This window comes from Deferrisoma sp. (genome assembly GCF_054681715.1).
The window spans coordinates 1-25,214 of the sequence record NZ_BAAHFQ010000007.1; the positions used below are offsets into that span (position 1 = coordinate 1).

Sequence of the window (25,214 nt, forward strand, 5' to 3'; positions counted from 1 at the left end):
CCCGCGCATATCAGCAGGATCCACCGTCGGTTTGAGCTTCTCGCCCCTGCCTCCATCCGAGAGCCCATACGGTTCAGACCGGGACGAAAAAACCGAGGAGGGGAGGCGTTTACCCTCTTGACAGGTGTCAGTCATATCAGCTTTCCAGCCTTCCAGCCGTCGTCATGCCGCGCACACGCTCTGCCGGTTCACCCCGGCGGCCCGCTCGCGGAGTTCCCGGGCCGCGGGGTGGGCCGCCCCGGCCAGCCGGACCTGGGCCAGGAGCCCCTGCACGAAGGGCGATGGCCCCGGGTGGAGCCGGTAGTCCTTCCAGGGCCCGTTTCGCTCCGAGAGAACGAACCCCGCCTCCTCGAGCACCTGCATGTGCCGGCTCACGGTGGACTGGGCCAGCCCCAGCACGGCCTGGATCTCGCAGGCGCAGAGCGCCCGGCCCTCCAGCATCCACAGAATCTTCAGCCGCGACTCGTCGGCCAGGGCCTTGGCCGGGATCAGCACATCTTCCATGATATCGCCCTCCATCGATATGGACGACCCGATGCTAACACCGACCGAAACGGTGTGCAACCGTTCACACGCATTTTTTCTCTTCCGTGCATTCCCCTCTTGACCCGGGCAATTTCCTTCATTACTATTTCGGCATATCTCGATCCCCACCGGAGACCTGCCATGCAGAAACCGGCCCTACTTGCACTGTTCGCCGCGATCCTCCTGGCCGCCGTCGCTCAGGCCGCCTCCCGGCCGTCGGTCGTGTTCGTCACCAAGAGCGACGCCTGTGGCTGCCAGCTCAGCCTCTGTGTGGCGGCCGAACAGGAGGTGCGAAATTTCCTGGCGGACACCGGCGGGGAGGTGGACCTGGTGGTCGTGGACCTCGCCAAGACCCCGGAGGCGGGAAAAACCTACAAGGCGTTCGCCGTGCCCGTGGTGATCCTCCGGGACGAGCGGGGTCAGGCGCTCGCCCGGTTTTACGGCTACGTGGAGGCGCGCCACCTCCTGCGGGAATGGAACGAATACCGAAACCGGAGGGGGTCTCGATGAAACGGCTGGTCCTAGTGTTGGTCGGCCTCGCCGCGGCCGGCGCCGCCGTGTGGGCCCTTCCCGAACTCGCCGTCCGACAGGTGGGGACTACGGGCCTGAGTGAACCCGTCGAACTCCCGGCCGGGCGCGCCGGGCCGGATCAGGGGAAGAAGGTGGCGTTCCTGGAACTCGGGAGCGAGGGCTGCAAACCCTGCGAGGCCATGAAGCCCGTGATGCAGGCGGTGCGGGAGCGCTACGGCGACCAGGTGGAGGTCGTGTTCTACGACGTCCGTAAGGATCCGGCCATGGCTCGGGAGTACGGGGTCACCCTCATCCCGACCCAGGTGTTCCTGGGCCCCGACGGCGAGGAGGTGTACCGGCACCAGGGGTACCTGCCCCTGCCCATGGTGGAGGCGGTGCTCCACCGCATGGGGGTGAAGCCGAAATGATCGTGCTCGGCCTGGCCTTTTTCGGGGTGGCCGCCGTGTTCTCGGCCCTCGGCCAGGGGGGAGGCGCGTTCTACGTGCCGCTCCTCCTCGCCTGGGGAGTCCCGTTTCATCACGCCGCCGCGGCGAGCCAGGCCGTGATCGTGGCCGTTTCGCTTTCGGCCATGCTGGTGTTCCACCGGGCGGGGTTCCTGGACTGGAAGCTCGTGCTCCTCATCGAGCCCGCCACCAACCTCGGGGCCGTGCTGGGCGGCTACCTGTCCCAGTACGTGCCGGGCCACGTGGGCAAGGTGATCTTTGCGGCGGTGCTCGTGGTCGGCGCCTACTTCATGATCCGGCCCGTGGCCGAGCGCACGGATCCGCCGAAACGGGGCTTCGCCTACTGGACGCGCACCCTGGGCGGGGAAACGTACTCGGTGAACTGGGTGGTCACGATCCCCCTCATGGTGCTGGCCGGGGGCCTGGCCGGCATGCTGGGCGTGGGCGGGGGGCTCCTCAAGGTGCCGCTCATGGTGCTCGCCTGCCGGATCCCCATGAAGGTGGCGGTGGGCACGAGCTCGCTCATGGTGGGCCTGACGGCCGTGACCGGACTGCTGGGCCACGCCGCGGCGGGCCATTTCGACCTTCGCCTCGCCCTCCCCCTGGCCCTTGGCGGCTTCCTGGGCGCCCAGGTGGGCTCGCGGGTGTCGCTCGCCGTGGACAAGCGCGTGCTCAAGCGGGCGTTCGGGGTGCTCCTCGTGCTGATCGCGGTGTGGATGGTGGGCTCGGTGGTGCGGGGCGCGTGACAACGGGAGAACAGGGGATGCGTTCGGTCCGGCTCGTGAACATCGCCTTGATCGTGGTGCTGCTGGCCGTGTGCTCCTCCGCCCGGGCGGCCGACGGCCCCCTGGAGCGGGCGGCCCGCGAGGCCGGCGTGCCCCTGGTGGTGCGGTTCGGCTTGGACCGCTGCATGCAGTGCATCGAGCAGGGCAAGGTATTCGACGCGCTGGCGCCCCCGTACGAGGGCCAGGCCCGGTTCCGGTTCGTGCACATCGGCCGCGAGGAGGACATGGCGGCCCGCTACAAGGTGCTCCTGATCCCCACGGTGGTCATCTTCGACGCCCAGGGCCGGGAGGTGTTCCGGCACGTGGGATTGGTGGAGGCGCCCGCCCTGGAGGCGAAACTCCGGGAGGTGCTGGCCGCCCGCGGGGCGAGCGGGCGTGACGAGGGAGGCCCGACATGAAGGAGCGCACGAAATTCCTGCTCATCGTCGGCGTGTTCTGCGCCGCCTATTTCGTGCCCGTGGACCACCCCCGGGTGAGCACGGCCATCCTGGAGAGCTTCCTCATGCTCCAGGATTACGCCCGCAAGCACGTGCTCACCTGCCTCGTCCCCGCGTTTTTCATCGCGGGGGCCATCGCCGTGTTCATCAGCCAGGCCGCCGTGCTCAAGTACCTTGGCGGCAAGGCCAAGCGGGCCCTGGCCTACACCGTGGCCTCGGTGTCGGGCACGGTGCTCGCCGTGTGCTCGTGCACGGTGCTCCCGCTCTTCGCCGGCATCTACGCCCGGGGGGCCGGCATCGGCCCGGCCACGGCCTTCCTCTACTCGGGCCCGGCCATCAACGTGCTCGCCATCGTGCTCACGGCCAAGGTGTTGGGCCCGCAGCTCGGCATCGCCCGGGCCGTGGGGGCCGTGGTGTTCGCCTACGTCGTGGGGCTCCTCATGGCGTTCACGTTCCGCAAGGAGGAGGCCGAGCGCCAAGCCCAGTTCCTGGCGCTGCCCGAGGAGGAGCCGGCCCGTCCCCTGTGGAAGAACGCCTTGTACCTGGCCTCGATGGTGGCGGTTCTCGTGTTCGCGGCCTGGGGGAAGCCCCGGGAACCCGTGGGCTGGGCCGAGGCCGTGTACGGGGTGAAATGGGAACTGGCCGGCGCGGGGCTCCTGGCGACCCTCTGGATGGTCTGGGCCTGGTTCACCCGGGACGAGGTGGCCGAGTGGGTCGAGTCCACCTGGGGGTTCGCGAAGCAGATCCTGCCGCTTCTTTTCGCCGGGGTGCTGGTGGCCGGGTTTCTCCTGGGCATGCCCGGCCATGACGCCGGGCTGATCCCAAGCGCCTGGGTCGCCCGGCTCGTGGGCGGGAACTCCCTCGGGGCGAACCTGTTCGCCTCGGTGGCCGGGGCCCTCATGTACTTCGCCACCCTCACCGAGGTGCCGATCCTCCAGGGTCTCCTGGGCAGCGGCATGGGAAGCGGCCCGGCCCTGGCCCTGCTGCTCGCCGGCCCGGCCCTCTCCCTTCCGAACATGCTGGTGATCCGAAGCGTGCTGGGCACGAAGAAGACCCTGGTTTTCGTGGTGTACGTGGTCCTCCTCTCCACCGTGGCCGGCATGGTGTTCGGCCACCTCTTCCCCCACCTCACGATCGCCGCGGGAGGCGCCGGATGACCGGGCTCGAAGCGCTCTTGGGAAACGCCCAGACCTACATCCAGACGAACCCCTGGCTCGCGTTCGTGGCCGTGTTCGTGGGCGGAGCCCTGACGGCCTCGAACCCCTGTGTGCTCGCCATGATCCCCCTGGTGATCGGCTTCGTCGGCGGGTACGAGGGCATCTCGGGATGGAAGCGCAGTTTCGGGTTTTCGCTGGTGTTCGTGTTCGGGCTGGCCGTGAGCTTCACCGCCATGGGGGTGATCGCGGTGAGCCTGGGGCGGCTTTTCGGCGACGTGGGGCGGTTTTGGCCGTGGGTGATCGCGGCGGTGTGCTTCGCCATGGCGGCGCACCTGTGGGATCTCTGGACCTTTTCGGTGCCCGAGGGGCTCGCGCGCTACCGGCCCAAGCACGCCGGGGTGATCGGGGCCTTCACCCTGGGCCTCCTGTTCGGCCTCGTGTCGGCCCCCTGCGCCGCGCCGATCCTGGTGGTGGTGCTCACCTACATCGCGTCCCAGGGAAACCTCCCCTACGGGCTCGCCCTTCTGTGGACCTACGCCGTGGGCCACTGCATCCTCATCGTGGCGGCGGGCACCAGCATGGGCGTGGCGAAACAGTTGATCCAGTCCCGGGGGCTGGGCCGCGCGAACTGGGTGCTCAAGCGGGTCGCCGGGGTGCTGATCGCCGGGGTGGGGGTGGTGATCCTGGTGAACTCGGTGTGAGGGCGGCTGGGCGGCTGGGCGGCTGGGCGGCTGGGCGGCGAATATGGCTCGTATATCAACAAGTTACAAACTTCTTAAGAGAAAGCAGGGTGGCGGGTGGGGGCCTGGCTCCGGCCGGGCGCGAATGCGGCCCCCGATCGCCGCGCCTTTCCATGCCGTTGTCGGCTCGGCAGGCCGGGGCATCGGTGGCGGACGTTCCGGATCTCCCAAAGCGATTGAAGCCCGGTGAGGGCGCGGCGAGGAGAGGGGCCGCACCCGGCTCTCCACCAGCCCCCCACCCGCTGGTTTCCCTGGCGACGAAGGGGACCTGACGATACTTCTGTTGGTGCCAGTAACATGCCCTTCCCCCTTGCCGGGTCCCGTGGGGCCGGGAGGGGGTTCCAACCACCGAACGACGGAGGTGACCCATGAAGATCGAGATCCTGGGAACCGGATGCGCCAAGTGCAACAAGCTCTACGAGGCCGCCAAGGAAGCCGTGGCCAAGGCCGGCAAGGACGCCGAGGTCGTCAAGGTCGAGGACCTGGCCGAGATCATGAAGCGGGGGGTGATGGTCACCCCGGCCCTGGCCATCGACGGCGAGGTCAAGACCACGGGCAAGGTGCTCAAGCCCGACGAGATCGCCAAGATGTTGTCCTGACGGGCGGGCCGGGCAACCAACCCCGGCCCGACGGAGGAACCGGGATGGAACGCGAACTCACTGTGAGGATCGACCCGCGGGATGTGATCGCCCTCGAACGGTGCGTGGCCGACGGCGACCGGGAAGAGGCGCTTCGGATCTGCAAGGCCCTGGCCGAGAAGGTCCGCCACGCCCGGGCCACGGCCTGACGCCCGTACTTCGAGATGCGCGGCGCGCATCCCGTACCTCCCGGGCCCTGAGCCGGAGTCCCGGCGGTGATCTACCTCGACCACAACGCCACGACCCGCCCGGATCCCCAGGTGGTCGAGGCCCTGGCCTGGGCCTCCCAGGAGGCCTGGGGGAACCCCTCCACCCTGTACGGGGTGGGCCGGGCCGCCAAGGCCGCTCTGGACCGGGCCCGCGAGCGGGTGGCCCGGCTCATCGGCGCCCCGGACCCGGGGCAGGTGGTGTTCACGTCGGGGGGCACGGAGGCCGATGCCCTGGCCCTGTTCGGCCGCCTCCGGCTGCCCGCCGCCGGCCGCCACCTGGTGACCACCATGGTGGAACACAAGGCCGTGCTCCGGTCGGCGGTCCGGCTCGAGGCCGAGGGGGTGGCCGTGACCTACCTCCCCGTGGACCGGGCGGGCCGCGTGGATCCCCGGGCCGTGGAAGCCGCCCTGCGGCCCGACACCGCCCTGGTGTCGGTGATGCTCGCCAACAACGAGGTCGGAACCCTCCAGCCCGTGGCCGAGATCGCCCGGGTCTGCCGGGCCCGGGACGTTCCCGTCCACACCGACGCGGTGCAGGCCTGCGGAAAGATCCCGGTGGACGTGGAGGCCCTGGGGGTGGACCTCCTGAGCCTCTCCGGCCACAAGTTCCACGGGCCCCGGGGCATCGGGGCCCTGTGGGTGCGGCCCGGCCTTCCCCTCCAGCCGCTGCTGGTGGGGGGAACCCAGGAGCGGGGCCTGCGGGCCGGCACGGAACCCGTAGCCCTGGCCCATGCTTTGGGCGTGGCCGCCGACCTCGCCCGGGAGCGGCTTTCTGAGGACGGCCCACGGATCGCGGCCCTGCGCGACCGGCTCTGGGCCGGGCTCCGGGACGCCGTGCCCGGTGTGCGCCGCCACGGCGACCCCGGGCGGGGCCTGCCCAACACCTTGAACGTGTCGGTGCCCGGCTGGGAGGCCGAGGACCTGGTGCTGGCCCTCGACCGGGAGGGCATCGCCGTGGGCACCGGGTCGGCCTGCACCACCGGCGACACCCGACCCTCCCACGTGCTTTTGGCCATGGGGGTTCCCCCGGCCGAGGCCCGCTCCTCGATCCGGTTCAGCCTGGGCCGGGACAACACGGGGGAGGAGATCGACCGGGTCGCGGAGGCCCTGGCGCGGCTGGCTCGCAACCGGTGAACGAAAGCTTCCTTAGGCAACGTCCAGCCGGGCTGCGGGGCCGCCGGGCGGCCTAGCGGCGGAAAACCTTTTGGATTTCGGCGTCGCTGCCCGTCCCAACCCATTCCCTCCCTGCGTTGTAGGGCCCGCCGGGGCCCAAGGGGGCTTCGATGCCGAAGATCGAGGGGTACGAGATCACCACGGTTCTCCCCTGCATCGCCGACACGGCCAAGATCCGGGTGATGGCCCGGCTCAAGGGCGAGGCCGGGGAGGTCCTTCCCTACCTGAACGCCGAGGAAAAGCGAGCCGTCTTCAACCCCGGCGCCCGGACCCTCACCTTCAAGCGGGAAGGCATGTGCTTCACCGTGAAAAACGGCGAGATCACGGCCACGAAGCTCAGAGACGTGGAACACGCCCGCGCCGAACTCGACGCCCTCGTGGCCCGCCTGAACGAGGTCTGGGAGCGCCGGGCCGAGATCACCCCGAGCTACGACCGGGGCCTCCAGCTCACGGCGCTGCAGATCTACAAGGGGCTTCCGGGCACCAACTGCCGGGAGTGCGGGGAACCCTCGTGCCTGGCGTTCGCCGCCAAGCTCCTCGCGGACGAGGTCTCGGTGCTGGCCTGCCGGCCGCTCTTCACACCCGCGTTCCGGGACAAACGGGTCACGCTTTTGGAACTCTTGGAGGAGGCGGGGTACGAGGTGCCCCCGGAGTTCCTTTCCGGCTGAGCCCGGGAAACCCGGGCAGGAGGTACGCCATGTTTTCCTCGCTGCTGGTCCCCTCGGACCTGTTCTCGCCCGTACCGTCCTTTCCGAACTGCCTACGGGGGGCCGCGGAGTCCGGCGCGCGAGAGGTACACCTGGTGCGGCCTTTGCCGGACCCGTCTCGCAGCCTGGGTGCACCGCGGCTTCTTAAACAGCTCGCCGACGCCGACCTGGAGCAGCAGAAAAAGAAGCTCGAACGCCTCGGCCTGCGGGTCGTGCCTCACACGCCCCGGGGCGAGCCCGTCGAGGCCGTGCTTCAGACGGCGTACCGGGAAAAGGCGGATCTCCTGGTCGTGTCCCGATTCTCCCCGGGGTTGTTTCAAGAGGCCGTGGTGCATCCGCTCGCGGACGCCCTGCTCCACCAGTCCACCTACCCCCTTCTCGGCCTCCAGTGCGGTTCCGACGAAACGCGGTGCCGCGTGTGGCCGGACATCTTCGGCTCCCACCTCCTGCTCGCAACGGACTTTTCCCCCTGCGCGGCCGCGGCAGCAGAGCTCGTGGGCCGGATCGTCGCCGACACCCGTGCGAAGGTGACGGTCGTTCACGTGCGAGCCTCCCGCGGGTGGGGATCCCGGCCAACGGCCGACGAAACGGCCCTCTCCCAGGCCGAGCGGGACGAACTCTCGGCGCTAGAGGAGTCCCTTCGAAGCGCCGGGGCCTCGGAGGTGAACATCCGCGTCGAGGCCGGACGGCCGGCGAAGCGGATCTTGGAGATCGCGGCCGAGACGGACGCGAGCCTCGTGGTGTTGGGCACCCGGGGCCACGGTTGGGCCGAGGAGATGGTGGTGGGGAGCGTAGCCCAGCACGTGGCGCGGCACGCCGACCGGGCGGTGTTGCTCGTGCCCGGGTGCTTCGAGGGGTGAGCCCGCCTAAGCCGTGAGCCCCTCGGCCGCTCCCGGGCGCCCCACGAGCCTGGCCATGAACGGATCGCACCCGGCGGCGCGGAGATGGTGCCCGGCCCCGGGCGCCCTCTCGACGCGACCAGCGCCCGCGAGCCGGGGCTGATCGCTGGCCGGCCCGGCATCGGTTTGCCCGCCTCACCCCCTGGGGGGAATCGAGGCCCTTCAGGAGATGCGCATCCCGCACCATGTGCATCTTTGGGGCGTGGACGACTCCCATTTCGATGCCACGTGGAGGCGGAGAACCTGCCGGTGAGCACTACCCAACCCCTGGAGGAACGGATCGAACACTTTCTTCGCGGCCACTACGGAATGCACCACATCACCCTGCAGTTGGAGCTGGACCGGTGCGAATCCGAGGCGCTGGCGTGAGGGGTCGCCCACCCGACGAAAAATAGGGGTTCACCCCTGAAACCTTCCGGCGCGTGCGGCATCGAATATAACCGAAACGTTATTTACCGATATATAGACACGAGGAGCACCCCATGGCCCCCAACAGTTCAAGCTGTTCTATCCCAACCCAGCCGAAGCCCGCATCGATGTTCACCGGATTTCCCCTCTGGGCCGCCCTGGCCGCGGGGTTGGCCGGGTGGTTCGGCCTGTACCACAACCTCGCGCCCCTGACCGACTGGCTCACTCGCGATCTGCTCGGCGTGGACCCGACCACGCACCTGGGCGCCGCCGTGACCTTTTTCGCCTTCGAGGTGCCCAAGGTCCTGCTGCTCCTGACCCTGGTGGTGTTCGGCGTGGGCATCGTGCGCACGTTCTTCACGCCGGAGCGCACCCGGGCCATCCTGGCCGGAAAACGCGAATCCGTGGGCAACGTGCTCGCGGCGCTGCTCGGGATCGTCACCCCGTTTTGCTCCTGCTCGGCCGTGCCCCTTTTCATCGGGTTCGTCACGGCCGGGGTGCCCCTGGGGGTGACCCTGTCGTTTCTGATCTCGGCGCCCATGGTAAACGAGATCGCCCTGGTGCTCCTGCTCGGGTTGTTCGGATGGAAGATCGCGGCGCTCTACCTGGCCACCGGGCTCAGTGTGGCTGTGGTGGCGGGCTGGGTGATCGGCCGGATGCACATGGAGCGCCACGTGGAGGACTGGGTGCGCAACCTGGACGGCCCGGTGGCCAGGCAGGAGGGCGCGGCCCTGACCTGGCCGGAGCGGGTCGGCGCCGGGCTCGACGCCGTGCGCGACATCGTGGGCCGGGTGTGGATCTACGTGGCCCTGGGCATCGCGGTGGGGGCCGGCATCCACGGCTACGTACCCGAGAACTTCATGGCCTCGATCATGGGCAAGGGCGCCTGGTGGTCGGTGCCGTTGGCCGTGGTGATCGGCGTGCCCATGTACTCCAACGCGGCCGGCATCATCCCGGTGGTCCAGGCCCTCCTGGGCAAGGGGGCCGCGCTCGGCACGGTGCTCGCGTTCATGATGAGCGTGATCGCCCTGTCGCTGCCCGAGATGGTGATCCTGCGCAAGGTCCTGAAGCCCCGGCTCATCGCGACGTTCATTTCGGTGGTGGGCGCGGGAATCCTACTCGTCGGGTACCTGTTCAACGCGCTCCTGTAGAGGGCGAAAGGAGGTGACCCATGGTGTTCGTGGCCGGCGTGATCGTGGGAGTTGCGGGGACGACGGCCGCCGCCCTCTGGGGCATGCGGCGGTGGATGCTTGTGCGGCGCACCAGCCCCCTGGACGTGGACCACACCGTCGAGCGGCTGTGCGAGGCCGCCCGGAACGCCGGGTGGTCGGTGCCGAAGGTTTACGACCTCACCGGGAGCATCCGGAACGCCGGGGAGGTTCTGGAACCCCGGGTCCGGGTGATCAGCCTGTGCAAACCGGCCTACGCGGCCCGGGTGTTGGGCCGCGGGGCGTACCGCCGGCTCGCCGGCATCATGCCGTGCCGGATCGCCGTGTACGAGGAAGAAGACGGCTCGGTCACGGTGGCCCAGATGAACACCGGGCTCCTGGCGCCGATCTTCGGCCGATGGGTCGGTCGCATCATGGCCCGGGTCACCGAGGAAACCGAAGGGATCCTGGGAAGCCTAAACCGCACCCCCTCGCCGGCGCCCCGGGGCTGAGCGCACGCTGGCGAGCAAACCCGGGCCCGGCCGAGGGGGCACCCCCGGGGCCCAGCCCCCGCGGAAGGGCCGCCACGAAGGGGGCGATCGGCCCGGGTCCCGTGCCAGGAATCGGAGTTCGGAAGACGACTTCGGCACCCCGCGAGGCAGCCGGTTCGCCGCAAGGCCGGCAGACCGGCAGACCGTAGACCGTAGACCGTAGACCCTACCTAAGGAGGTGCAGCATGCAGTTCGACGAACTTTTCGACATGGCGGTGAAGTTCCACGGCCACCGGTGCCCGGCCATGCCCATGGGCCTGCGGGCGGGGCTGGCGGCCATGAAGGCGCTGGGGGCCGAACGAGCCCAGGACAAGGAACTCTACGTGATCTCCGAGACCGGAAAGGGCCACGCCGCCGGGTGCTTTCTGGACGGCATCATGGCCGCCACCGGGTGCACCTACGGCAAATCGAACATCGAGAAGAAGTACTGGAACAAGATGGCCTTCACCCTGGTGGACACCCAACGGGGCAAGGCCGTCCGGGTGAGCCTGAAGCCCGAGTTTTTCGAGCAGGCGCTCCAGTCCCCCTTCGTGCAGCAGCGCCGCCAGGGGGTGCCGCCCCAGGACGTGCCCGCGGAGATCCTGGCGCCGCTCCTGGACCGGGTGCTCTCGCTGCCGGAGGAGCAGTTCCTGAACGTCTCGGAGCCCTTCGACTACCCGTGGGAAGGCGGGAAGGCCTGCTTCGACGTGGTGCGCTGCGACGCCTGCGGCGAGGCGGTGTTCACGAACGCCGTGGCGGAGAAGGATGGCAAGACCCTGTGCGGGGGGTGTGCCGAGAACTGAACCGAGGAGCGCGGCTGCCGGCCCGGCCCGGGTCCGGCGGCCGCCCTTGCGAACCTCACCGCGGCCCGTAGAGGATGAGACCTACCCCGGCCAGGCACACGAGGCTCCCCACGGTGTCCCAGCGGTCGGGCGCCACCCCGTCGATGCTCCAGCCCCACAGCACCGAGAGCACCACGAACACCCCGCCGTAGGCGGCATACACCCGGCCGAAATGGGGAAAGGCCTGGAGCGTCGGGATGATCCCGTAGAGCACCAGCACGATTCCGCCCCAGAACCCCAGCCATCCGCTCCGGCCCTCCCGGAGCCACAGCCACACCAGGTACCCGCCCCCGATCTCGCACAAGCCCGCCAGGAAAAAGAGAACCCCGGCGCGAAACACCTCTGCCATGGAACATCTCCTCTCGAAACGTCCGGTTCGCGATCTTTTTAGAGGGTACCACACAGCCCCGGAGCGGTACCGAGTCGTTCAGGTTTACCCGCGGACCGGTCACTTTCTACCGCCCCACCGGACTGCCGACCCCGCCTTCCGCGCCGGCGGCTTGGCCGACAACTCCTCGTCCAGACTACATTTCCTCAAGCAGACCCCCCCGCGGTCCGTCGTTTGCATTCGGAGCCTATCGCTCTCTGCGCCCCATGGACCGCGCCAGACACTCGGGGCCCGTGTGACGCCGGGAGCCAGTAACCGATTGGGCCGAAAAGCACCGCGGCCCCCAACCCGTCCCATCGCACCGCCAACACGAGGAACCCATGAGGTACGCAGAGACCGGCGTCAATCTGGAGATCGACCTGTCGAGCGGCAACATCCAGAAGGTGGTCACCGACCCCGAGGAAACCCGGCTCTACCTCGGAGGGCTCGGCACCAACGCCAAGATCATCTGGGACCGGGTCCCGCCGGAGGTCGACCCCTTTTCCGAAGACAACCTACTCATCTTTAGCGCCGGGCTCCTGTGCGGCACCCCGGCCATCGGCTGCAACCGCACCATCGTCTCGACGATCTCCCCCCAGACCCGGCTCATGGCCTTCTCGATGATGGGGGGGTTCTGGGCCCCGGAACTCAAATACGCCGGGTACGACAAGGTGATCCTCCGGGGGAAATCCCCCGATCTCGTGTACATCTGGATCCACGACAACAAGGTGGAGATCCGGGACGCCCGGCACCTGGCGGGCAAAGGCGCCATCGAGACCGCCGAGATCATCAAAAAGGAACTCGGCCAGCCCCGGGCCCAGGTGGCGGCCATCGGCTTGGCCGGGGAAAACCGGGTGTTTTTCGCCTCGATCGAGCAGGGCCGCTCCAGCGCGAGCCGGCAGGGGCTCGGCGCCGTGATGGGCGACAAGAACGTCAAGGCCATCGCGGTGCGGGGCACCCGGGACATCGGCGTGGCCCGACCCGACGAGTTCCTGAAGCTGTGCGACGAGGTGATGGACTACATCCAGTGGCGGGCGGCAAACCCCATCAAGGGCGTCATGCCGATCCTCGCCGGTCTGGGCTCACCCCAGGAGATGGCGATCCACGACGAGAAGTGGCACACCGAGAACTTCATGTGGGGGAACTCGCGGGTCCGTCGCAAGGGCTTCTGGACCGAAGAGATCGAAAGGCAGTGGACCGAGACCCTGGAGAAGGCCCGACGACGGCTCATCAGCTGCTACAACTGCCCGATGAAGTGCGGGGCCACCTTGAGCCTGCCAGGGGTTCCCACCTACATGATGAAGTGCTTCTCCAAGCTCAACTACACCATGGCCGCGTTTTCGGACCTGGAGTTCGGGCTCCGGATCGCCCAGCGGGCCACGGAGTACGGGGTGGACGGGTTCTCCACGCCCCAGGTCATGGCGTTCGCGGTGGAGCTCTACGAAAACGGGATCCTCACCGACGAGGACATGCCCGGGTTCCCCAAGGACAACGAGGAGCGGTTCTACTGGCTGCTCGACCGGATCGTGCGCCGCGAGGGCATCGGCGACGTGCTGGCCGACGGCACCTACTGGGCGGCCCAGAAGATCGGCAAGGGGGCCGAGGCCTACGCCCATAACACGATCAAAAAGCACGAGCAGCTGCCCCTGAAGCTCTCGATGCTCAATCCCATCTACTTCCTCATGTACAGCACCGGGGAGAAGATCAACATCACCCAGATCGAGGGCCAGTTCCCCCAGGCGCCGTTCCCCGACCGGAAGGACCGCGAGGAGTTCGTCAAGGACTGGTTCCAGGTGCCCCACGAGCGGATCAAGGAGTACTTCCTCAACTGGGAACCCCGGGGCGAGAACTCGATCCCCTACTATCCGACCCCGGAGATGTGCTGCGAGATCGTGGACTGGCAGGAGACGATGCACTACATCGACGACGCCCTCGGGATGTGTGCCGGGTTGTCGTCGTTTCCCCTGAAGCCGCCGTACCACATCCACAACTACCCCAAGATCATCGAGGCCGGGGCCGGGTTCGAGATGGACGAGAAGACCCTCTGGAAGACGGCCTGGCGGTACCGCACCCTGGTGCGGGCCAACAACATCCGCCGGGGCATGCGCCGCAAGGACGAGAAACCGCCGGAGAACCACTGGAAACACCGGTTCCCCGATCTGGAAAAGAAGCTCCTCGACACCTACTACGCCTACCGGGGCTGGAACGAGGACGGCATCCCCACCAAGGAAACCCTGGAAGACCTTGGCCTCGACTACGTGGCCAAGGAGTTCGTGGAAAAGGGCATCCTGAAAGAAGGAAACGGAGCCGGCGCCGCCACGGCGTCCGACGAGACCCCGGTCGAGTGATCCCAAAGGTGCGTGCCGACATGTCTGAGCCGAAGAAGAAGACCAAAATCGTGAAGCGGATCCACATCGACGCGGACAAGTGCAACGGCTGCCGGGCCTGCGAGATGATCTGCTCGGCCTTCCACGCGTCGCCGGAGTACAGCACCAACAACCCGGCCCGGGCCCGGATCCGGGTGCTCACCGATCCCCTGCGGGACGTGTACGTGCCCGTGTACGCCGGGGAGTACACCCCGGCCGAGTGCCTGGGCCGCAACACCTACACCCTCGACGGCAAGTTCTACGACGAGTGTGCGTTCTGCCGGGCCGCCTGCCCCTCGCGGGCCGACTTCAAGGAGCCCGACTCGGGCCTGCCCCTCAAGTGCGACATGTGCGAAAGCCTCCCGGACACCGAGGAACCCCTTTGCGTCAAGTGGTGCCTCGTGGACGCCCTGACCTACGAGGAGGTGGAGGTCGAGGTGGACGAGGAGGAAGAGGAGCGGCCCGACGACGTGCAGGTGGGCCTCGAGGCCCTGATGGACCGCTACGGGACGGAGACGGTGCTCGAGACGCTGGCCCGGCTGGCGAAAAAGGACTGACCGATCGGGCCCGGCCCGACCGAGCCCAGCGGGATCGGGAGACCGCCGGGAGCGCGTTTCCGGGCTCCCGGGCCTCCCAGCCTCGTAGCCCTTTGGCTTTCCAGCCTTCTAGCCCTACGGGAGCGACCATGGCGAACGAACTCTTGGAACGGCTCAAGGCCCAGGGACTCTTTCGAAAGCTCGGCGACGCCGAGTTCGGCGACGTCATGGTGGTGGGCGGCGGCATCAGCGGGGTGCAGGCGGCCCTCGACCTGAGCGCCGCCGGGTTCAAGGTCTACCTGGTGGACTCGGCGCCGTCGCTCGGGGGCCACATGGCCCAACTGGACAAGACCTTCCCGACCAACGAGTGCTCCACCTGAATCCTCGCACCGAAACTGGTCGAGGTCGGCCGGCAGCCCAACATCGAGGTTCTGACGTACACCGAGGTCGAAAGCGTGCGGGGCAACGTGGGGAACTTTCGCGTGTTCCTCAAGAAGAAGCCCCGGTACGTGGACGAGGAGAAGTGCACGGGGTGCGCCGTGTGCGTGGAGTACTGCCCCGTCGAGTGCCCCGACCCTTACAACCAGGGGCTTTCGCTCAGCAAGGCGATCCACATCTATTTCTCCCAGGCCATCCCCCTCATCACCTACATCGATGAGTCGTGCCTGTACCTCAAAGACCGCAAGTGCGGCATCTGCGAGGCCGTGTGCCAGGCGAAGGCCGTGGACTTCACCCAGACCGAGGAGACGGTGGAGGTCCGGGTGGGGGCCGTGATCCTGGCCACGGGATTCGAGGCGTTCGATCCGAGGGCGCTCCGGGAGTACCGCTACGGAGAGTTCGCCAACGTGGTGACCAGCCTCGACTACGAGCGGCTCATGAGCTCCACGGGCCCGTTCCAGGGCCACATCCGCCGGCCGTCGGACGGAAAGCCCCCCAAACGGGTTGCCTGGCTCCAGTGTGTGGGCTCGCGGCAGGTGCGGGAGGGGGCCAAGAGTTACTGCTCGGCCGTGTGCTGCACCTACACCCAGAAGCAGGTCCTCCTGACCAAAGAGCACGAGGCCGACGCCGAGTGCACGGTGTTCCATAACGACATCCGGGCCTACGGCAAGGACTTCGAGCCCTACTACCAGAGGGCCGAGGCCCTGCCCGGGGTCCGGTTCATCCGGAGTTACGCCTCGATCACCGGGGAGGACCCCGAGACCGGGCAGGTCACGGTGCGCTACTCCACCCCGGACGAGGGGGTGAAGGAGGAGGCCTTCGACCTCGTGGTGCTCTCGGTCGGCCTCACCCCGCCGGCCGATGCCCCGCGCCTGGCCGAGACCTTCGGGGTGGAGCTCACCGACCACGGGTTCGTGAAGGTGTCGCCGGACAACCCGGTGGAAACCACCCGGCCCGGGGTGTACGTGAGCGGGGCGTTCCAGGGGCCCGCCGACATCCCCGAGTCGGTGTTCGGGGCGAGCGCCGCCGGGTCCCAGTGCGGCCGGCTTCTCAACCGCAGGCGCGGCAAGCTCGCGGTCGAGCGCGAGTACCCGCTGGAGCGGGACGCCTCGGCCGAGGAGTTGCGGATCGGGGTGTTCGTGTGCCACTGCGGGGCCAACATCGGCCGCGTGGTGAACGTGCCCTGGGTGGTCGAGCAGGTGAAGACGCTGCCCCACGTGGTGTTCGCCGACGAGCAACTCTTCTCGTGCGCCACCAACTCGGCCAAGGACATCACCCGGGTGATCCAGGAGGAACGCCTCAACCGGGTGGTGATCGCGGCCTGCTCCCCCCGGACCCTGGAGCCCCTGTTCCGCGACACCCTCAAGGAGGCGGGCCTGAATCAGTACTACCTGGAGATGGCCAACATCCGGGAGCACTGCTCCTGGGTGCACCCCAAGGAGAAGGAAAAGGCCACCCGGAAGGCCCTGGACCTAGTGCGCATGGCCGTCGCCCGGGCCGAGCACCTGGAGCCGCTCCAGGAGTTCGACCTTCCGGTGACCAAGGCCGCGCTCGTGATAGGGGGCGGGGTGGCCGGCATGACCGCGGCGCTCCACATCGCCGACCAGGGGCACCTGGTCTACCTGGTGGAGCGGGAGCCGGAGCTCGGCGGCACGGCCCTCCGGCTGCGCCGCACGCTGGAGGGGCTCGACGTCCAAACGTTCGTGCGCGACCTGGTGGCGAAGGTCCACCGCCACCCCCTGATCCACGTGTACACCGACGCCACGATCACCGGCGCCTGGGGATACGTGGGCAACTTCGTGACCCGGGTGGGCGTGAGGGGCCGCACCCAGGACCTCAAGCACGGGGTTGCGGTCATCGCCACCGGGGCGGACGAACTCCGGCCGGCGGAGTACCTCTACGGCCGGAGCGACCGGGTGCTCACCCACCTCGAACTGGAGGAGGCGCTCGCCGCGGGCGACGAGCGGGTGGCGGCCGCCGAGAGCGTGGTCATGATCCAGTGCGTGGGCTGCCGGAACGAGGAGCGAAACTACTGCGCCCGGGTGTGCTGCAGCCACGCCGTCAAGAACGCCCTGACCCTCAAGGAGACGAACCCCGACACCGACGTGTACGTGCTCTTCCGCGACATGCGCACCTACGGCATGCGGGAAGACGCCTACCGGGAGGCATCGAAGCGGGGCGTGGCGTTCATCCGGTACACCCCCGAAACCCGGCCCGAGGTTTCCGAGGGGGACGGCGGGCGGCTGCGGGTGCGGGTCACCGACCCGATCCTGGGCACCGAGCTCGCCATCGACGCCGACCTGGTGTCGCTCGCCGCCGCGGCCATACCCCGGGACGACGCCCCCCGGCTCGCCCAGATGTTCCAGGTGGCCCTGGGCCCGGACGGGTTCTTCAAGGAGGCCCACGTAAAGCTCCGGCCCGTGGAGTTCGCCACCGACGGGGTGTACCTGTGCGGCGCGGCCCAGTACCCCAAGCATCTGCCCGAGGTGATCAGCCAGGCCCAGGGCGCGGCCGGCCGGGCCGTGGCCCTGCTCACCCACGACACGGTGGTGGCCTCCGGGGCCGTGTGCGTGGTGGACGAGGAGAAATGCGTCTCGTGCGGGCAGTGCGTGCTGGCCTGCTCCTACGGGGCGGTCCAGATGGGCCCGAACCGCCGGGCCACGGTGAACCCCGTGCTGTGCAAGGGGGACGGGCTGTGCAACGTGGTCTGCCCCACGGGCGCCATCTCGCTCAAGCACTTCACCGACGAGGAGTTCGAGGCCCAGATCGAGGTGGCCCTGGTCGGCGGGTGACCGACGATCGGTGACGGGTGACGGGTGACGGGTGACCGACGACTGACGACCGATTTCACAAGGAGGACGACATGGCACAGGAGATCTCGGCGAAGATCCTGGGCTTCGTCTGCCACTGGTGAGGGTACGGGTCTGCGGACCTAGCCGGAGTTTCCAGGCTACAGTACACCACCGACGTTCGGCTCGTGCGCGTGATGTGCACGGGGCGCGTGGATCTCGGGTTCGTGCTCAAGGCCTTCGCCAAGGGTGCGGACGGCGTGTTCATCGTGGGGTGTCGGTTGAACGAGTGCAACTACACCACCCACGGGAACTTCCACGCGTTGCGGCTCACCCATTTCGTGAAGCGGCTCCTCGCCCGCATGGGGCTCGACCCGCGGCGCATGGCGGTCGAGTTCCTTTCGAGCGGCGAGGGCATGCGGTTCGCCGAGAGCACGGACCGGTTCGCCGAGGAGGTGCGCCGGCTCGGCCCCCTGGGGCAGGGGGAGGGCGTTCCGCCGGAGCGGGTCGCCGAGGGGCTCGCGGCGCTCCTCGACATCCTGCCCTACCTGCGGATGGTGTTGGCGGAACGGCTGAACCCGGGGCTTCGGTCGCGGGAGGCCTACGACGCCTTCTTCCAGAGCCCCGAGGTGGACCGGATCTTCGAGGAGGCCGTGGTCGAGAAATGGCGGATGGCCCAGGTGGCCCGGCTTCTGCGCCAGGCCCCCCTGGGAACGGCCGAGATCGCCGAGCGCCTCGGGCTCGACGCGGCAGAGGCGGGTCGCTACCTCGCCGCCTCGGTGACCCGGGGGCTCATCCGCTTCGACCTTTCGGAAAAGCGCTACGCGCTCGCCTAAGGGGTGTGTTCCATGGACCTTGCACGGGTGGACGAGATCATCGACCGGTACGGGGGCGATGAGAGCTATCTGATCCAGGTGCTCCTCGACATCCAGGCCGAGAACAACTGGCTTCCCCAGGAGGCCCTGGGGCGCGTCGCGGAGCGGCTCGGGGTGCCGTTGGCCCGGATCCTCCACATCGCCACGTTCTACAAGGCCTTCAGCCTGGTGCCCAAGGGCCGCCACCAGATCCACGTGTGCATGGGAACGGCCTGCCACGTGCGAGGGGCCCAGCGGGTGCTGGAGGCTGTGGAAAACGTCACGGGCATCCGGCCCGGCGAAACCGACCTCGAACTCAAGTTCAGCCTCGAAACGGTGAACTGCCTGGGCTGCTGCGCGCTTGGCCCGGTGGTGGAGATCGACGGCAAGACCTACGGCAAGCTCACCCCGGCCGAGATGACCGAGGTGGTGCGCGGCTACGACCGAGGGACGCCATGAGGCCCCTGACCACCCCGGCGGAACTGGAGGCCTACCGGGCCGAGGTCCTCGCGGCCCGGGATCCGGAAAAGCCCGTGATCACCCTGTGCGCGGGCTCGGCCTGCCACGCCTGCGGATGCAACGACGTGGCCGAAGCCATGCGCCTGGAACTCCGGAAGCAGGGACTCGAGGACCGGGTGCTCCTTCGGCTCACCGGGTGCCACGGGTTTTGCGAGCGGGGCCCGATCGTGGTGCTCCAGCCCGAGGGGGTGGCCTATTTCCAGATCACCCCGGCCGACGTGCCCGAGATCGTGGAGCAGGAGATCAAGAACGGGGCCCGGGTGGAGCGACTGCTGTATGCCGACCCGGCCTCCGGCGACCGGATCGACCACGAGCACGAGATCCCCTTCTACAAGCACCAGCGCAGGATCGTGTTCGGGTCGAACGGGAGCATCGACCCCAAGAGCATCGACGACTACATCGCCATCGGCGGGTACGCGGCCCTGGCGAAAGCGCTCTCCGAGATGACGCCCGAGGCGGTGCTCGATGAGGTGAAAGCCGCGAACCTCCGGGGCCGCGGAGGCGGCGGATTCCCCGCCGGGGTCAAGTGGGAGGGCACGAAAAACGCCCCCGACCCGGTGAAATACGTCATCGTGAACGCCGACGAAGGCGATCCGGGCGCCTACATGGACCGGAGCCTCCTGGAGGGCAACCCCCACTCCGTGCTCGAGGGGCTCATCCTGGGGGCCTACGCCGTGGGCGCCCAGGAGGGCTACGTGTACGTGCGCCAGGAGTACCCCCTGGCCGTGGAGAACATCACCTTGGCGATCCGCCAGGCCGAGGAACTGGGCCTGCTTGGGGACGACATCCTGGGGGCGGGATTCTCGTTTCGGGTGAAGGTGCACCGGGGGGCCGGGGCGTTCGTGTGCGGGGAGTCTACGGCCCTCATGACGGCCCTCGAGGGCAAGGCCGGGGAACCCCGGCCCAAGTACATCCGCTCCAACATCCGGGGGCTCTGGAACCACCCTACCGTGCTGAACAACGTGGAAACCTGGGCCAACGTGCCGCTCATCATCCGAAACGGGGCCGACTGGTTCCGGAGCATCGGAACCGAGACGAGCTCGGGCACCAAGATCTTCTCCATCGTGGGCAAGATCACCAATACCGGGCTCGTCGAGGTCCCGATGGGCATGAAGCTCCGGGAGATCATCTACGACATCGGCGGCGGGATCCCGCGGGGCAAGCGGTTCAAAGCCGTCCAGACCGGCGGCCCGTCGGGGGGGTGCCTGCCCGAGGAGATGCTCGACCTCCCGGTGGGGTTCGACGAGCTCACCCAGGCCGGTTCCATGATGGGCTCGGGCGGCATGATCGTCATGGACGAAGACACCTGCATGGTGGACGTGGCCCGGTATTTCATCGAATTCCTCACCGACGAGTCCTGCGGGAAATGCGTGCCCTGCCGGGAGGGGTTGCGCCAGATGCTCTCGATCCTGACCCGGATCTGCCGAGGCGAGGGCACCGAGGCCGACCTGGAGAAGCTCGAGGACCTCTCGCTCACCGCGAGCGAGGCCGCCCTGTGCGGGCTCGGGAAAAGCGCCCCCAACCCCTTGGCGAGCACCCTGCGGTACTTCCGCCACGAGTACGAGGCCCACATCCGGGAGCGGCGGTGCCCGGCCCTGGTGTGCAAGGACCTCATCGCCTTCTACATCGACCCCGACAAGTGCCGGGCCTGCGGCCGGTGCCGCCGGCAGTGCCCGGTGGAGGCGATCGACGGCGACAAGAAGGTGATCCACCAGATCGACCAGGAACGGTGCACCCGGTGCGGCAGCTGCCTCGAGGTCTGCCCCCCCAAGTTCGGGGCCGTGCGGAAGATCTCGGGCGAACCGGTCCCGCCGCCCCTCCCCGAGGAGCAGCGGGCCGTTCGGGCGAAAGGGCGTGACGCATGAGCGAGGTTCGGCTTCGGATCGACGATCAGGACGTGACCGCCCCGGCCGGGGCCACGGTGCTCGAGGCGGCGAAGGCCGCGGGGATCCGGATCCCCACCCTGTGCCACCACGAGGCCATCGAGCCCTTCGGCGGGTGCCGGCTGTGCACCGTGGAGGTGGAGCGGGGGGGCCGGACCCAGCACGTGGTGTCCTGCGTGTACCCGGTGGCCGAAGGGATCACCGTGCGCACCCGCACCCCCACCGTGGACCGGATCCGGCGGGTGATCCTCGAGCTCCTTCTGGCCCGGGCCCCCGAGGCCCCCGGGCTTCGGGCCCTGGCGGAGGAATACGGCGCCGAGCGGGACCGGTTCGAGAAAGGCGCTTCGTTTTGCGTGCACTGCGCCCTGTGCGTGCGCTACTGCGCCGAGGTGAAGGGCAAGCACGCCGTGGGGTTCGTGAACCGGGGCGCGAAAAAGGAGGTGGCCTTCGTGCCCGAGCTCGCGGCCGAGGAATGCTGGCGGTGCCGGGAGTGTTTCCCGCTGTGCCCCACCTCCTGGCTCCAGGCGGCGTACGTGCTGGTGGAGGCGATCCGGTTCCCCCGGGAGTCGGCCCCCTAGGGCGGCCTCACCCCATCTCGCCCGCCCGGTCGAGGATCTCGAACACCGCGGGGTCGCGCACCCGGTAGAACGTCATCGTGCCCTCCTGCCGGGAGGCCACGATGCCGGCCCGTTTCAAGATCGCCAGGTGCTTCGAGGTGTTGGGCTGACTCCCTCCGACCCGGGGGCAGATCCGGCACACGCACTCCTCCCCCTCCCGCAGGATCTCCAGGATCGCCACCCGGGTGGGATGGCCGAGCGCCTTCAGCACGGCCGCCCGCCGGGCAAGGACCTCTTCGTGGGGGGCTTCGTTCGTCTTCATGCCCGAATCGTAATCAACGGGAAACTACCGGGTCAACCGCTCCTCTCCTCCCCGCTACCCGGGCTCCGCCGTGGTGTGTGATCCACGCGGACGGGGAAGCGGGGAGAGGGGTCGCGTTGCATTCCACGAAGCGGTTTCTCGGGAGCTGCCGCAGGCCGCGACGGGACCTGTTCGCAAGAACAACGATAACTTTCCACTCTCGGCCAGACGCGAGGTCGCCCCGGCTTGGACCAAGGGCCAGAAGACCGTCGACCGGCGACCGAAACCCTGTTGAAAGCTCCCCAGGGCCCCTTCCGGGCCCCACCCCGCACGACAGTAACGGCCGAGGCAGGGCTCGGGGGTGGGAACGGCGTCCACGCCGCGATCCGGGCCGAAACCCCGAAAGGGTACTGTCGCGGCTCGGACGCTGCTCCCACAGGTTGGCAGGCGCGATGACGCCGGAATCGCGAATGTTTTTAGCCGCCTAGCTGCCGAGCAGCCCAGCCGCCTAGCGGAAGCTACTCGAAAGGGAATCCAGGGCGGCCTCGGCCGATCGGCACCCCTATCGACGCTGCCCCGCTTCCCCTCCGCTCTCGCACACCCCACACGCGGTGCAGGTACCGGGGCGGCAGGGGACCGGGGGAGACCCTGCAAGGGCCGCGGCCCGCTCCCGCAGGAGGTGCGCCCGGTCGGGCACGCCCCCGAGGAAGTCCCAGGGCAACGGGGCGTCGGGATCCCGGGGCTCGTCGAGCTCCCGCCGGGCCAGGGGCGAGCGCAGCACCGCCCGCCAGTCGGCGGACCCAACCCCCTGTTCCAGCAGATCGGCCACGGCCCGGCCGCCGCGGCTCCACAGGGCCTGGAGGCGGGACCACTTGGGGGTTTCGGCCACGGCCCGCACCCCCCGGACCCGGCCGCACCGGGCCTGGAGCCGCCGGATCCGGGCCCGCACCAGGGCCTCGGCCGGCGCGGGCTCCCACTGGAGCGGGGTGTGGGGCTTCGGGACGAAGGGCGCCGCGCTCACCGTGACCTGGCCCCGCCCCAGGGCGACCCGGGCCCGCTCGGCCGCGTCGGCGAGCGCGTCCACGTCCTCGTCGGTCTCGGTGGGAAGCCCCACCATGGCGTAGATCCGAAGGTTCGGGATGCCGGCCTCCCCGGCCGACCGGGCCGCCCGCAAGAGGTCCTCCTCCGTGATGCGCTTTCCCAGGAGGGCCCGGAGCCGGGGGCTTCCGGCCTCCAGGGCCACGGTCAGGGTCTTGAGCCCTCCCCGGACGAGGAGGTCGGCCGCCTCGGCCGACAGGTTCTCGGCCCGAAACGAGCTCACGGAGAACCCGGCCCCGGCCTCCAGGGCGGCCCGGGCCAGATCGGTGAAGCCGGGGTGGTCGGACACGGCCGCGGCCACGAAGCCCACCTTTCCCGCCTTCTCGGCGCCGAACCCGACCCAGGGCAGCAGCGCCGTGAGGGGCAGGGGCCGAAACGGCCGGGTCGCGTACCCCGCGGCGCAAAACCGGCAGGCGTGGGGGCAACCCCGTCCGATCTCCAGGAGGTACGCCCCGCCGAAGGGGTCGTCGGGCACGAGGAACCGGGTGCGGGCCGGGTCCCAGGGTACCCGGGCCCAGACCCGCTCGGCCCGAAATCCTGCCGCGGGGTCCTGAAGGCCCGGCACGTACACCCCGGCCAGCCCGGCCCCGGCCAGGGCCCGGAGGCGCTCGGACCGGGGGAGCTCCCGATGGTCGCGCAGGAAGGCCAAGAGCCCGGCGAGGCCCGCCTCGGCCTCGCCGAGGAACACGATGTCGCAGAAGGGGGCGAGGGGTTCGGGGTTGAGGGTGGGGGCGACGCCCCCGACGAGGACGAGGGGGTGGGAGGCGCCCCGGTCCCCGGATCGCAGGGGAATCCGGGCGTCTCGCAGCAGTTCCAGAAACGCGGGGTAGTCGCCCTCGAAGGAGAGGCTCGCGGCCACCACGTCGTAGGCCCCAAGGTCGCGGCCGGCCTCGAGGGTCCGGGGGCGGTCGGCCGCGGCGCGGTGGCACAGCCACCCCTCCCGGTTCAGGAGGGCGTAGAGGGTCTGGAACCCCAGGTTGGCGGCGGCCAGCGCCAGCCGGTTGGGATAAACGAGGGCGCAGGTCACCTCCGCCCGGCCGGGCGGCACCGGCTCCAGGGGCCGGAGCGCCTGCCGCTCACCCATGGCGCCGGGGGCCGGGGAAGCCGCGCGCCCTGGGCCCTCAGTCCGCCTGCTTTCGCAGGAACGTCGGGATGTCAAGCTCGCTGTCCACCTCGATGTCACCCCCCACGACCCGGCTCACCCGCACGGCCAGGGCCGAGGGCTCCTTGCGGCGCTGGAACGCGGGCCGGTCGTAGTCCACGGGTTTGGCCTTTTCGGCCTTCGCCACCCGCACGGTCTCCAGGTCGATGGGGGCCTGCTCGGCCTTGGCCTCGCCGAACCCGGTGGCGATCACGGTCACCTGGACCCGGTCCTCCAGGGTGTCGTCGATCACCTGGCCGTAGATGATGTTCGCGTCCTCGTGGGCGGCCTCCTGGATCAGGGAGGCGGCCTCGGCCACCTCGGCCAGGCCCAGGTCCGAGGGCCCGGTGATGTTGATCAGCACCCCCCGGGCACCCTCGATGCTCACGTTGTCCAGGAGCGGGCTCGAGATGGCGTCCTGGGCGGCCATGACGGCCCGGTTCTCGCCGCTTCGGATGCCCGTGCCCATGAGCGCCATGCCCTTTTCGCTCATCACGGTGCGCACGTCGGCGAAGTCCACGTTGATCAGGCCCTCCCGGGTGATGAGGTCGCTGATGCCCTGCACGGCCTGGCGGAGCACGTCGTCGGCCATGCGGAACGCCTCCACGAAGGAGGCCTGCTTGCCCGCGATGGAAAGCAACCGGTCGTTGGGTATGGTGATGAGGGTGTCCACCTCCTTGCGGAGATCCTCGATGCCCTCCAGGGCCTGGCGCATCCGGCGCTTCCCCTCGAACCCGAACGGTTTCGTGACCACCCCCACCGTGAGCGCCCCAACCTCCTTGGCCACCCGGGCGATGACCGGGCTCGCGCCGGTGCCGGTGCCGCCGCCCATGCCGGCCGTGACGAACACCATGTCGGCCCCCTCCAGGGCGTCGGCGATCACGGCGGTATCCTCGACCGCCGCCTGCCGGCCCACCTCGGGGTTAGCCCCGGCGCCCAGGCCCCGGGTCAGGCCTCCCCCGAGCTGGATCTTCATGGGCGCCAGGTTGGAGCCCAGCGCCTGGGCGTCGGTGTTGGCCGCGAGAAACTCGACCCCGGTGACGCCGGCCGCGATCATGGTATTCACCGCGTTTCCGCCGCCGCCTCCCACCCCGACCACCTTGATCCGGGCCTGGAACACGTGCGCATCTGCGAACTCGAACTTGGCCATGGGTCACCTCCTGGCTTGGGAACGGCACCTGGGAACGGGTGGC

At 69.2% G+C, this 25,214-nt stretch carries 25 protein-coding genes and 1 pseudogene; 21 read left to right on the forward strand and 5 right to left on the reverse strand.

Annotated features, from left to right (window positions below):
- Positions 1 to 162: 162 nt before the first annotated feature.
- Positions 163 to 504: an ArsR/SmtB family transcription factor gene (locus ACY0I8_RS02050; RefSeq protein WP_461393364.1), complete on the reverse strand. Its 342-nt coding sequence runs from the start codon at positions 502 to 504 to the stop codon at positions 163 to 165.
- A 162-nt stretch (positions 505 to 666) separates the two neighbouring features.
- Here ACY0I8_RS02050 and ACY0I8_RS02055 point away from each other — a divergent pair, with 162 nt between their 5' ends.
- The 14 genes from ACY0I8_RS02055 (at position 667) to ACY0I8_RS02120 (ending at position 11,133) form a co-directional block, all read left to right on the forward strand.
- The gene (locus ACY0I8_RS02055; protein WP_461393365.1) at positions 667 to 1,035 is read left to right on the forward strand and encodes a thioredoxin domain-containing protein; all 369 of its coding nucleotides are present in this window, start codon (positions 667 to 669) and stop codon (positions 1,033 to 1,035) included.
- Positions 1,032 to 1,463, forward strand: a complete 432-nt coding sequence (locus ACY0I8_RS02060; RefSeq protein ID WP_461393366.1) for a thioredoxin family protein — start codon at positions 1,032 to 1,034, stop codon at positions 1,461 to 1,463. Before ACY0I8_RS02055 ends, ACY0I8_RS02060 begins: the two co-directional genes overlap by 4 nt.
- Positions 1,460 to 2,245 (forward strand): sulfite exporter TauE/SafE family protein, encoded by a 786-nt coding sequence (locus ACY0I8_RS02065; protein ID WP_461393367.1) that lies wholly within the window; start codon positions 1,460 to 1,462, stop codon positions 2,243 to 2,245. The genes ACY0I8_RS02060 and ACY0I8_RS02065 overlap by 4 nt, the downstream gene beginning before the upstream one ends.
- Before the next feature lie 17 nt (positions 2,246 to 2,262).
- The gene (locus ACY0I8_RS02070; RefSeq protein ID WP_461393368.1) at positions 2,263 to 2,682 is read left to right on the forward strand and encodes a thioredoxin family protein; all 420 of its coding nucleotides are present in this window, start codon (positions 2,263 to 2,265) and stop codon (positions 2,680 to 2,682) included.
- On the forward strand, positions 2,679 to 3,878 hold the full coding sequence (locus ACY0I8_RS02075) for a permease (RefSeq protein ID WP_461393369.1): 1,200 nt from the start codon (positions 2,679 to 2,681) through the stop codon (positions 3,876 to 3,878). Before ACY0I8_RS02070 ends, ACY0I8_RS02075 begins: the two co-directional genes overlap by 4 nt.
- The gene (locus ACY0I8_RS02080; protein ID WP_461393370.1) at positions 3,875 to 4,579 is read left to right on the forward strand and encodes a cytochrome c biogenesis CcdA family protein; all 705 of its coding nucleotides are present in this window, start codon (positions 3,875 to 3,877) and stop codon (positions 4,577 to 4,579) included. Before ACY0I8_RS02075 ends, ACY0I8_RS02080 begins: the two co-directional genes overlap by 4 nt.
- A gap of 407 nt (positions 4,580 to 4,986) precedes the next feature.
- Positions 4,987 to 5,217, forward strand: a complete 231-nt coding sequence (locus tag ACY0I8_RS02085) for a thioredoxin family protein (protein ID WP_461393371.1) — start codon at positions 4,987 to 4,989, stop codon at positions 5,215 to 5,217.
- A gap of 44 nt (positions 5,218 to 5,261) precedes the next feature.
- Positions 5,262 to 5,405, forward strand: a complete 144-nt coding sequence (locus ACY0I8_RS02090) for a hypothetical protein (protein WP_461393372.1) — start codon at positions 5,262 to 5,264, stop codon at positions 5,403 to 5,405.
- Between the two features lie 66 nt (positions 5,406 to 5,471).
- Positions 5,472 to 6,599: a cysteine desulfurase family protein gene (locus ACY0I8_RS02095; protein WP_461393373.1), complete on the forward strand. Its 1,128-nt coding sequence runs from the start codon at positions 5,472 to 5,474 to the stop codon at positions 6,597 to 6,599.
- 149 nt (positions 6,600 to 6,748) lie between these two features.
- Positions 6,749 to 7,306, forward strand: a complete 558-nt coding sequence (locus ACY0I8_RS02100) for a (Fe-S)-binding protein (RefSeq protein ID WP_461393374.1) — start codon at positions 6,749 to 6,751, stop codon at positions 7,304 to 7,306.
- A gap of 134 nt (positions 7,307 to 7,440) precedes the next feature.
- Positions 7,441 to 8,205 carry a universal stress protein gene (locus ACY0I8_RS02105; RefSeq protein WP_461393375.1) on the forward strand — a complete coding sequence of 255 codons (765 nt, stop codon included), beginning with the start codon at positions 7,441 to 7,443 and terminating at the stop codon, positions 8,203 to 8,205.
- A gap of 575 nt (positions 8,206 to 8,780) precedes the next feature.
- Entirely contained in the window at positions 8,781 to 9,803 is a 1,023-nt protein-coding gene (locus ACY0I8_RS02110; RefSeq protein WP_461393376.1) for a permease, read from the forward strand.
- A 20-nt stretch (positions 9,804 to 9,823) separates the two neighbouring features.
- Positions 9,824 to 10,312 (forward strand): DUF302 domain-containing protein, encoded by a 489-nt coding sequence (locus ACY0I8_RS02115; protein WP_461393377.1) that lies wholly within the window; start codon positions 9,824 to 9,826, stop codon positions 10,310 to 10,312.
- Between the two features lie 224 nt (positions 10,313 to 10,536).
- Positions 10,537 to 11,133, forward strand: a complete 597-nt coding sequence (locus tag ACY0I8_RS02120) for an FmdE family protein (RefSeq protein ID WP_461393378.1) — start codon at positions 10,537 to 10,539, stop codon at positions 11,131 to 11,133.
- A 55-nt stretch (positions 11,134 to 11,188) separates the two neighbouring features.
- Here ACY0I8_RS02120 and ACY0I8_RS02125 read toward each other — a convergent pair whose 3' ends face one another.
- Positions 11,189 to 11,512, reverse strand: a complete 324-nt coding sequence (locus ACY0I8_RS02125) for a YnfA family protein (protein ID WP_461393414.1) — start codon at positions 11,510 to 11,512, stop codon at positions 11,189 to 11,191.
- Positions 11,513 to 11,880: 368 nt separating this feature from the next.
- Here ACY0I8_RS02125 and ACY0I8_RS02130 point away from each other — a divergent pair, with 368 nt between their 5' ends.
- The 7 genes and pseudogenes from ACY0I8_RS02130 (at position 11,881) to ACY0I8_RS02160 (ending at position 21,502) form a co-directional block, all read left to right on the forward strand.
- Positions 11,881 to 13,887: an aldehyde ferredoxin oxidoreductase family protein gene (locus tag ACY0I8_RS02130; protein ID WP_461393379.1), complete on the forward strand. Its 2,007-nt coding sequence runs from the start codon at positions 11,881 to 11,883 to the stop codon at positions 13,885 to 13,887.
- Positions 13,888 to 13,907: 20 nt separating this feature from the next.
- A complete protein-coding gene (locus ACY0I8_RS02135; RefSeq protein ID WP_461393380.1) occupies positions 13,908 to 14,462 on the forward strand; it encodes a 4Fe-4S dicluster domain-containing protein in 555 nt (184 codons plus the stop codon).
- Between the two features lie 128 nt (positions 14,463 to 14,590).
- Positions 14,591 to 17,671 carry an FAD-dependent oxidoreductase gene (locus ACY0I8_RS02140; protein ID WP_461393381.1) on the forward strand — a complete coding sequence of 1,027 codons (3,081 nt, stop codon included), beginning with the start codon at positions 14,591 to 14,593 and terminating at the stop codon, positions 17,669 to 17,671.
- 137 nt (positions 17,672 to 17,808) lie between these two features.
- Positions 17,809 to 18,504, forward strand: a pseudogene (locus ACY0I8_RS02145) (hydrogenase iron-sulfur subunit); the annotation flags it as partial.
- Between the two features lie 12 nt (positions 18,505 to 18,516).
- Positions 18,517 to 18,981 (forward strand): complex I 24 kDa subunit family protein, encoded by a 465-nt coding sequence (locus ACY0I8_RS02150; RefSeq protein WP_461393382.1) that lies wholly within the window; start codon positions 18,517 to 18,519, stop codon positions 18,979 to 18,981.
- A complete protein-coding gene (locus tag ACY0I8_RS02155; RefSeq protein WP_461393383.1) occupies positions 18,978 to 20,906 on the forward strand; it encodes an NADH-ubiquinone oxidoreductase-F iron-sulfur binding region domain-containing protein in 1,929 nt (642 codons plus the stop codon). The genes ACY0I8_RS02150 and ACY0I8_RS02155 overlap by 4 nt, the downstream gene beginning before the upstream one ends.
- A complete protein-coding gene (locus ACY0I8_RS02160) occupies positions 20,903 to 21,502 on the forward strand; it encodes a 2Fe-2S iron-sulfur cluster-binding protein (protein ID WP_461393384.1) in 600 nt (199 codons plus the stop codon). Before ACY0I8_RS02155 ends, ACY0I8_RS02160 begins: the two co-directional genes overlap by 4 nt.
- Positions 21,503 to 21,509: 7 nt before the next feature.
- Here ACY0I8_RS02160 and ACY0I8_RS02165 read toward each other — a convergent pair whose 3' ends face one another.
- The 3 genes from ACY0I8_RS02165 to ftsZ form a co-directional block, all read right to left on the reverse strand.
- The gene (locus ACY0I8_RS02165; RefSeq protein WP_461393385.1) at positions 21,510 to 21,803 is read right to left on the reverse strand and encodes an ArsR/SmtB family transcription factor; all 294 of its coding nucleotides are present in this window, start codon (positions 21,801 to 21,803) and stop codon (positions 21,510 to 21,512) included.
- 541 nt (positions 21,804 to 22,344) lie between these two features.
- The gene (locus tag ACY0I8_RS02170) at positions 22,345 to 23,964 is read right to left on the reverse strand and encodes a radical SAM protein (protein ID WP_461393386.1); all 1,620 of its coding nucleotides are present in this window, start codon (positions 23,962 to 23,964) and stop codon (positions 22,345 to 22,347) included.
- A 37-nt stretch (positions 23,965 to 24,001) separates the two neighbouring features.
- Positions 24,002 to 25,171 carry a cell division protein FtsZ gene (ftsZ, locus tag ACY0I8_RS02175; protein ID WP_461393387.1) on the reverse strand — a complete coding sequence of 390 codons (1,170 nt, stop codon included), beginning with the start codon at positions 25,169 to 25,171 and terminating at the stop codon, positions 24,002 to 24,004.
- Positions 25,172 to 25,214 lie beyond the last annotated feature (43 nt).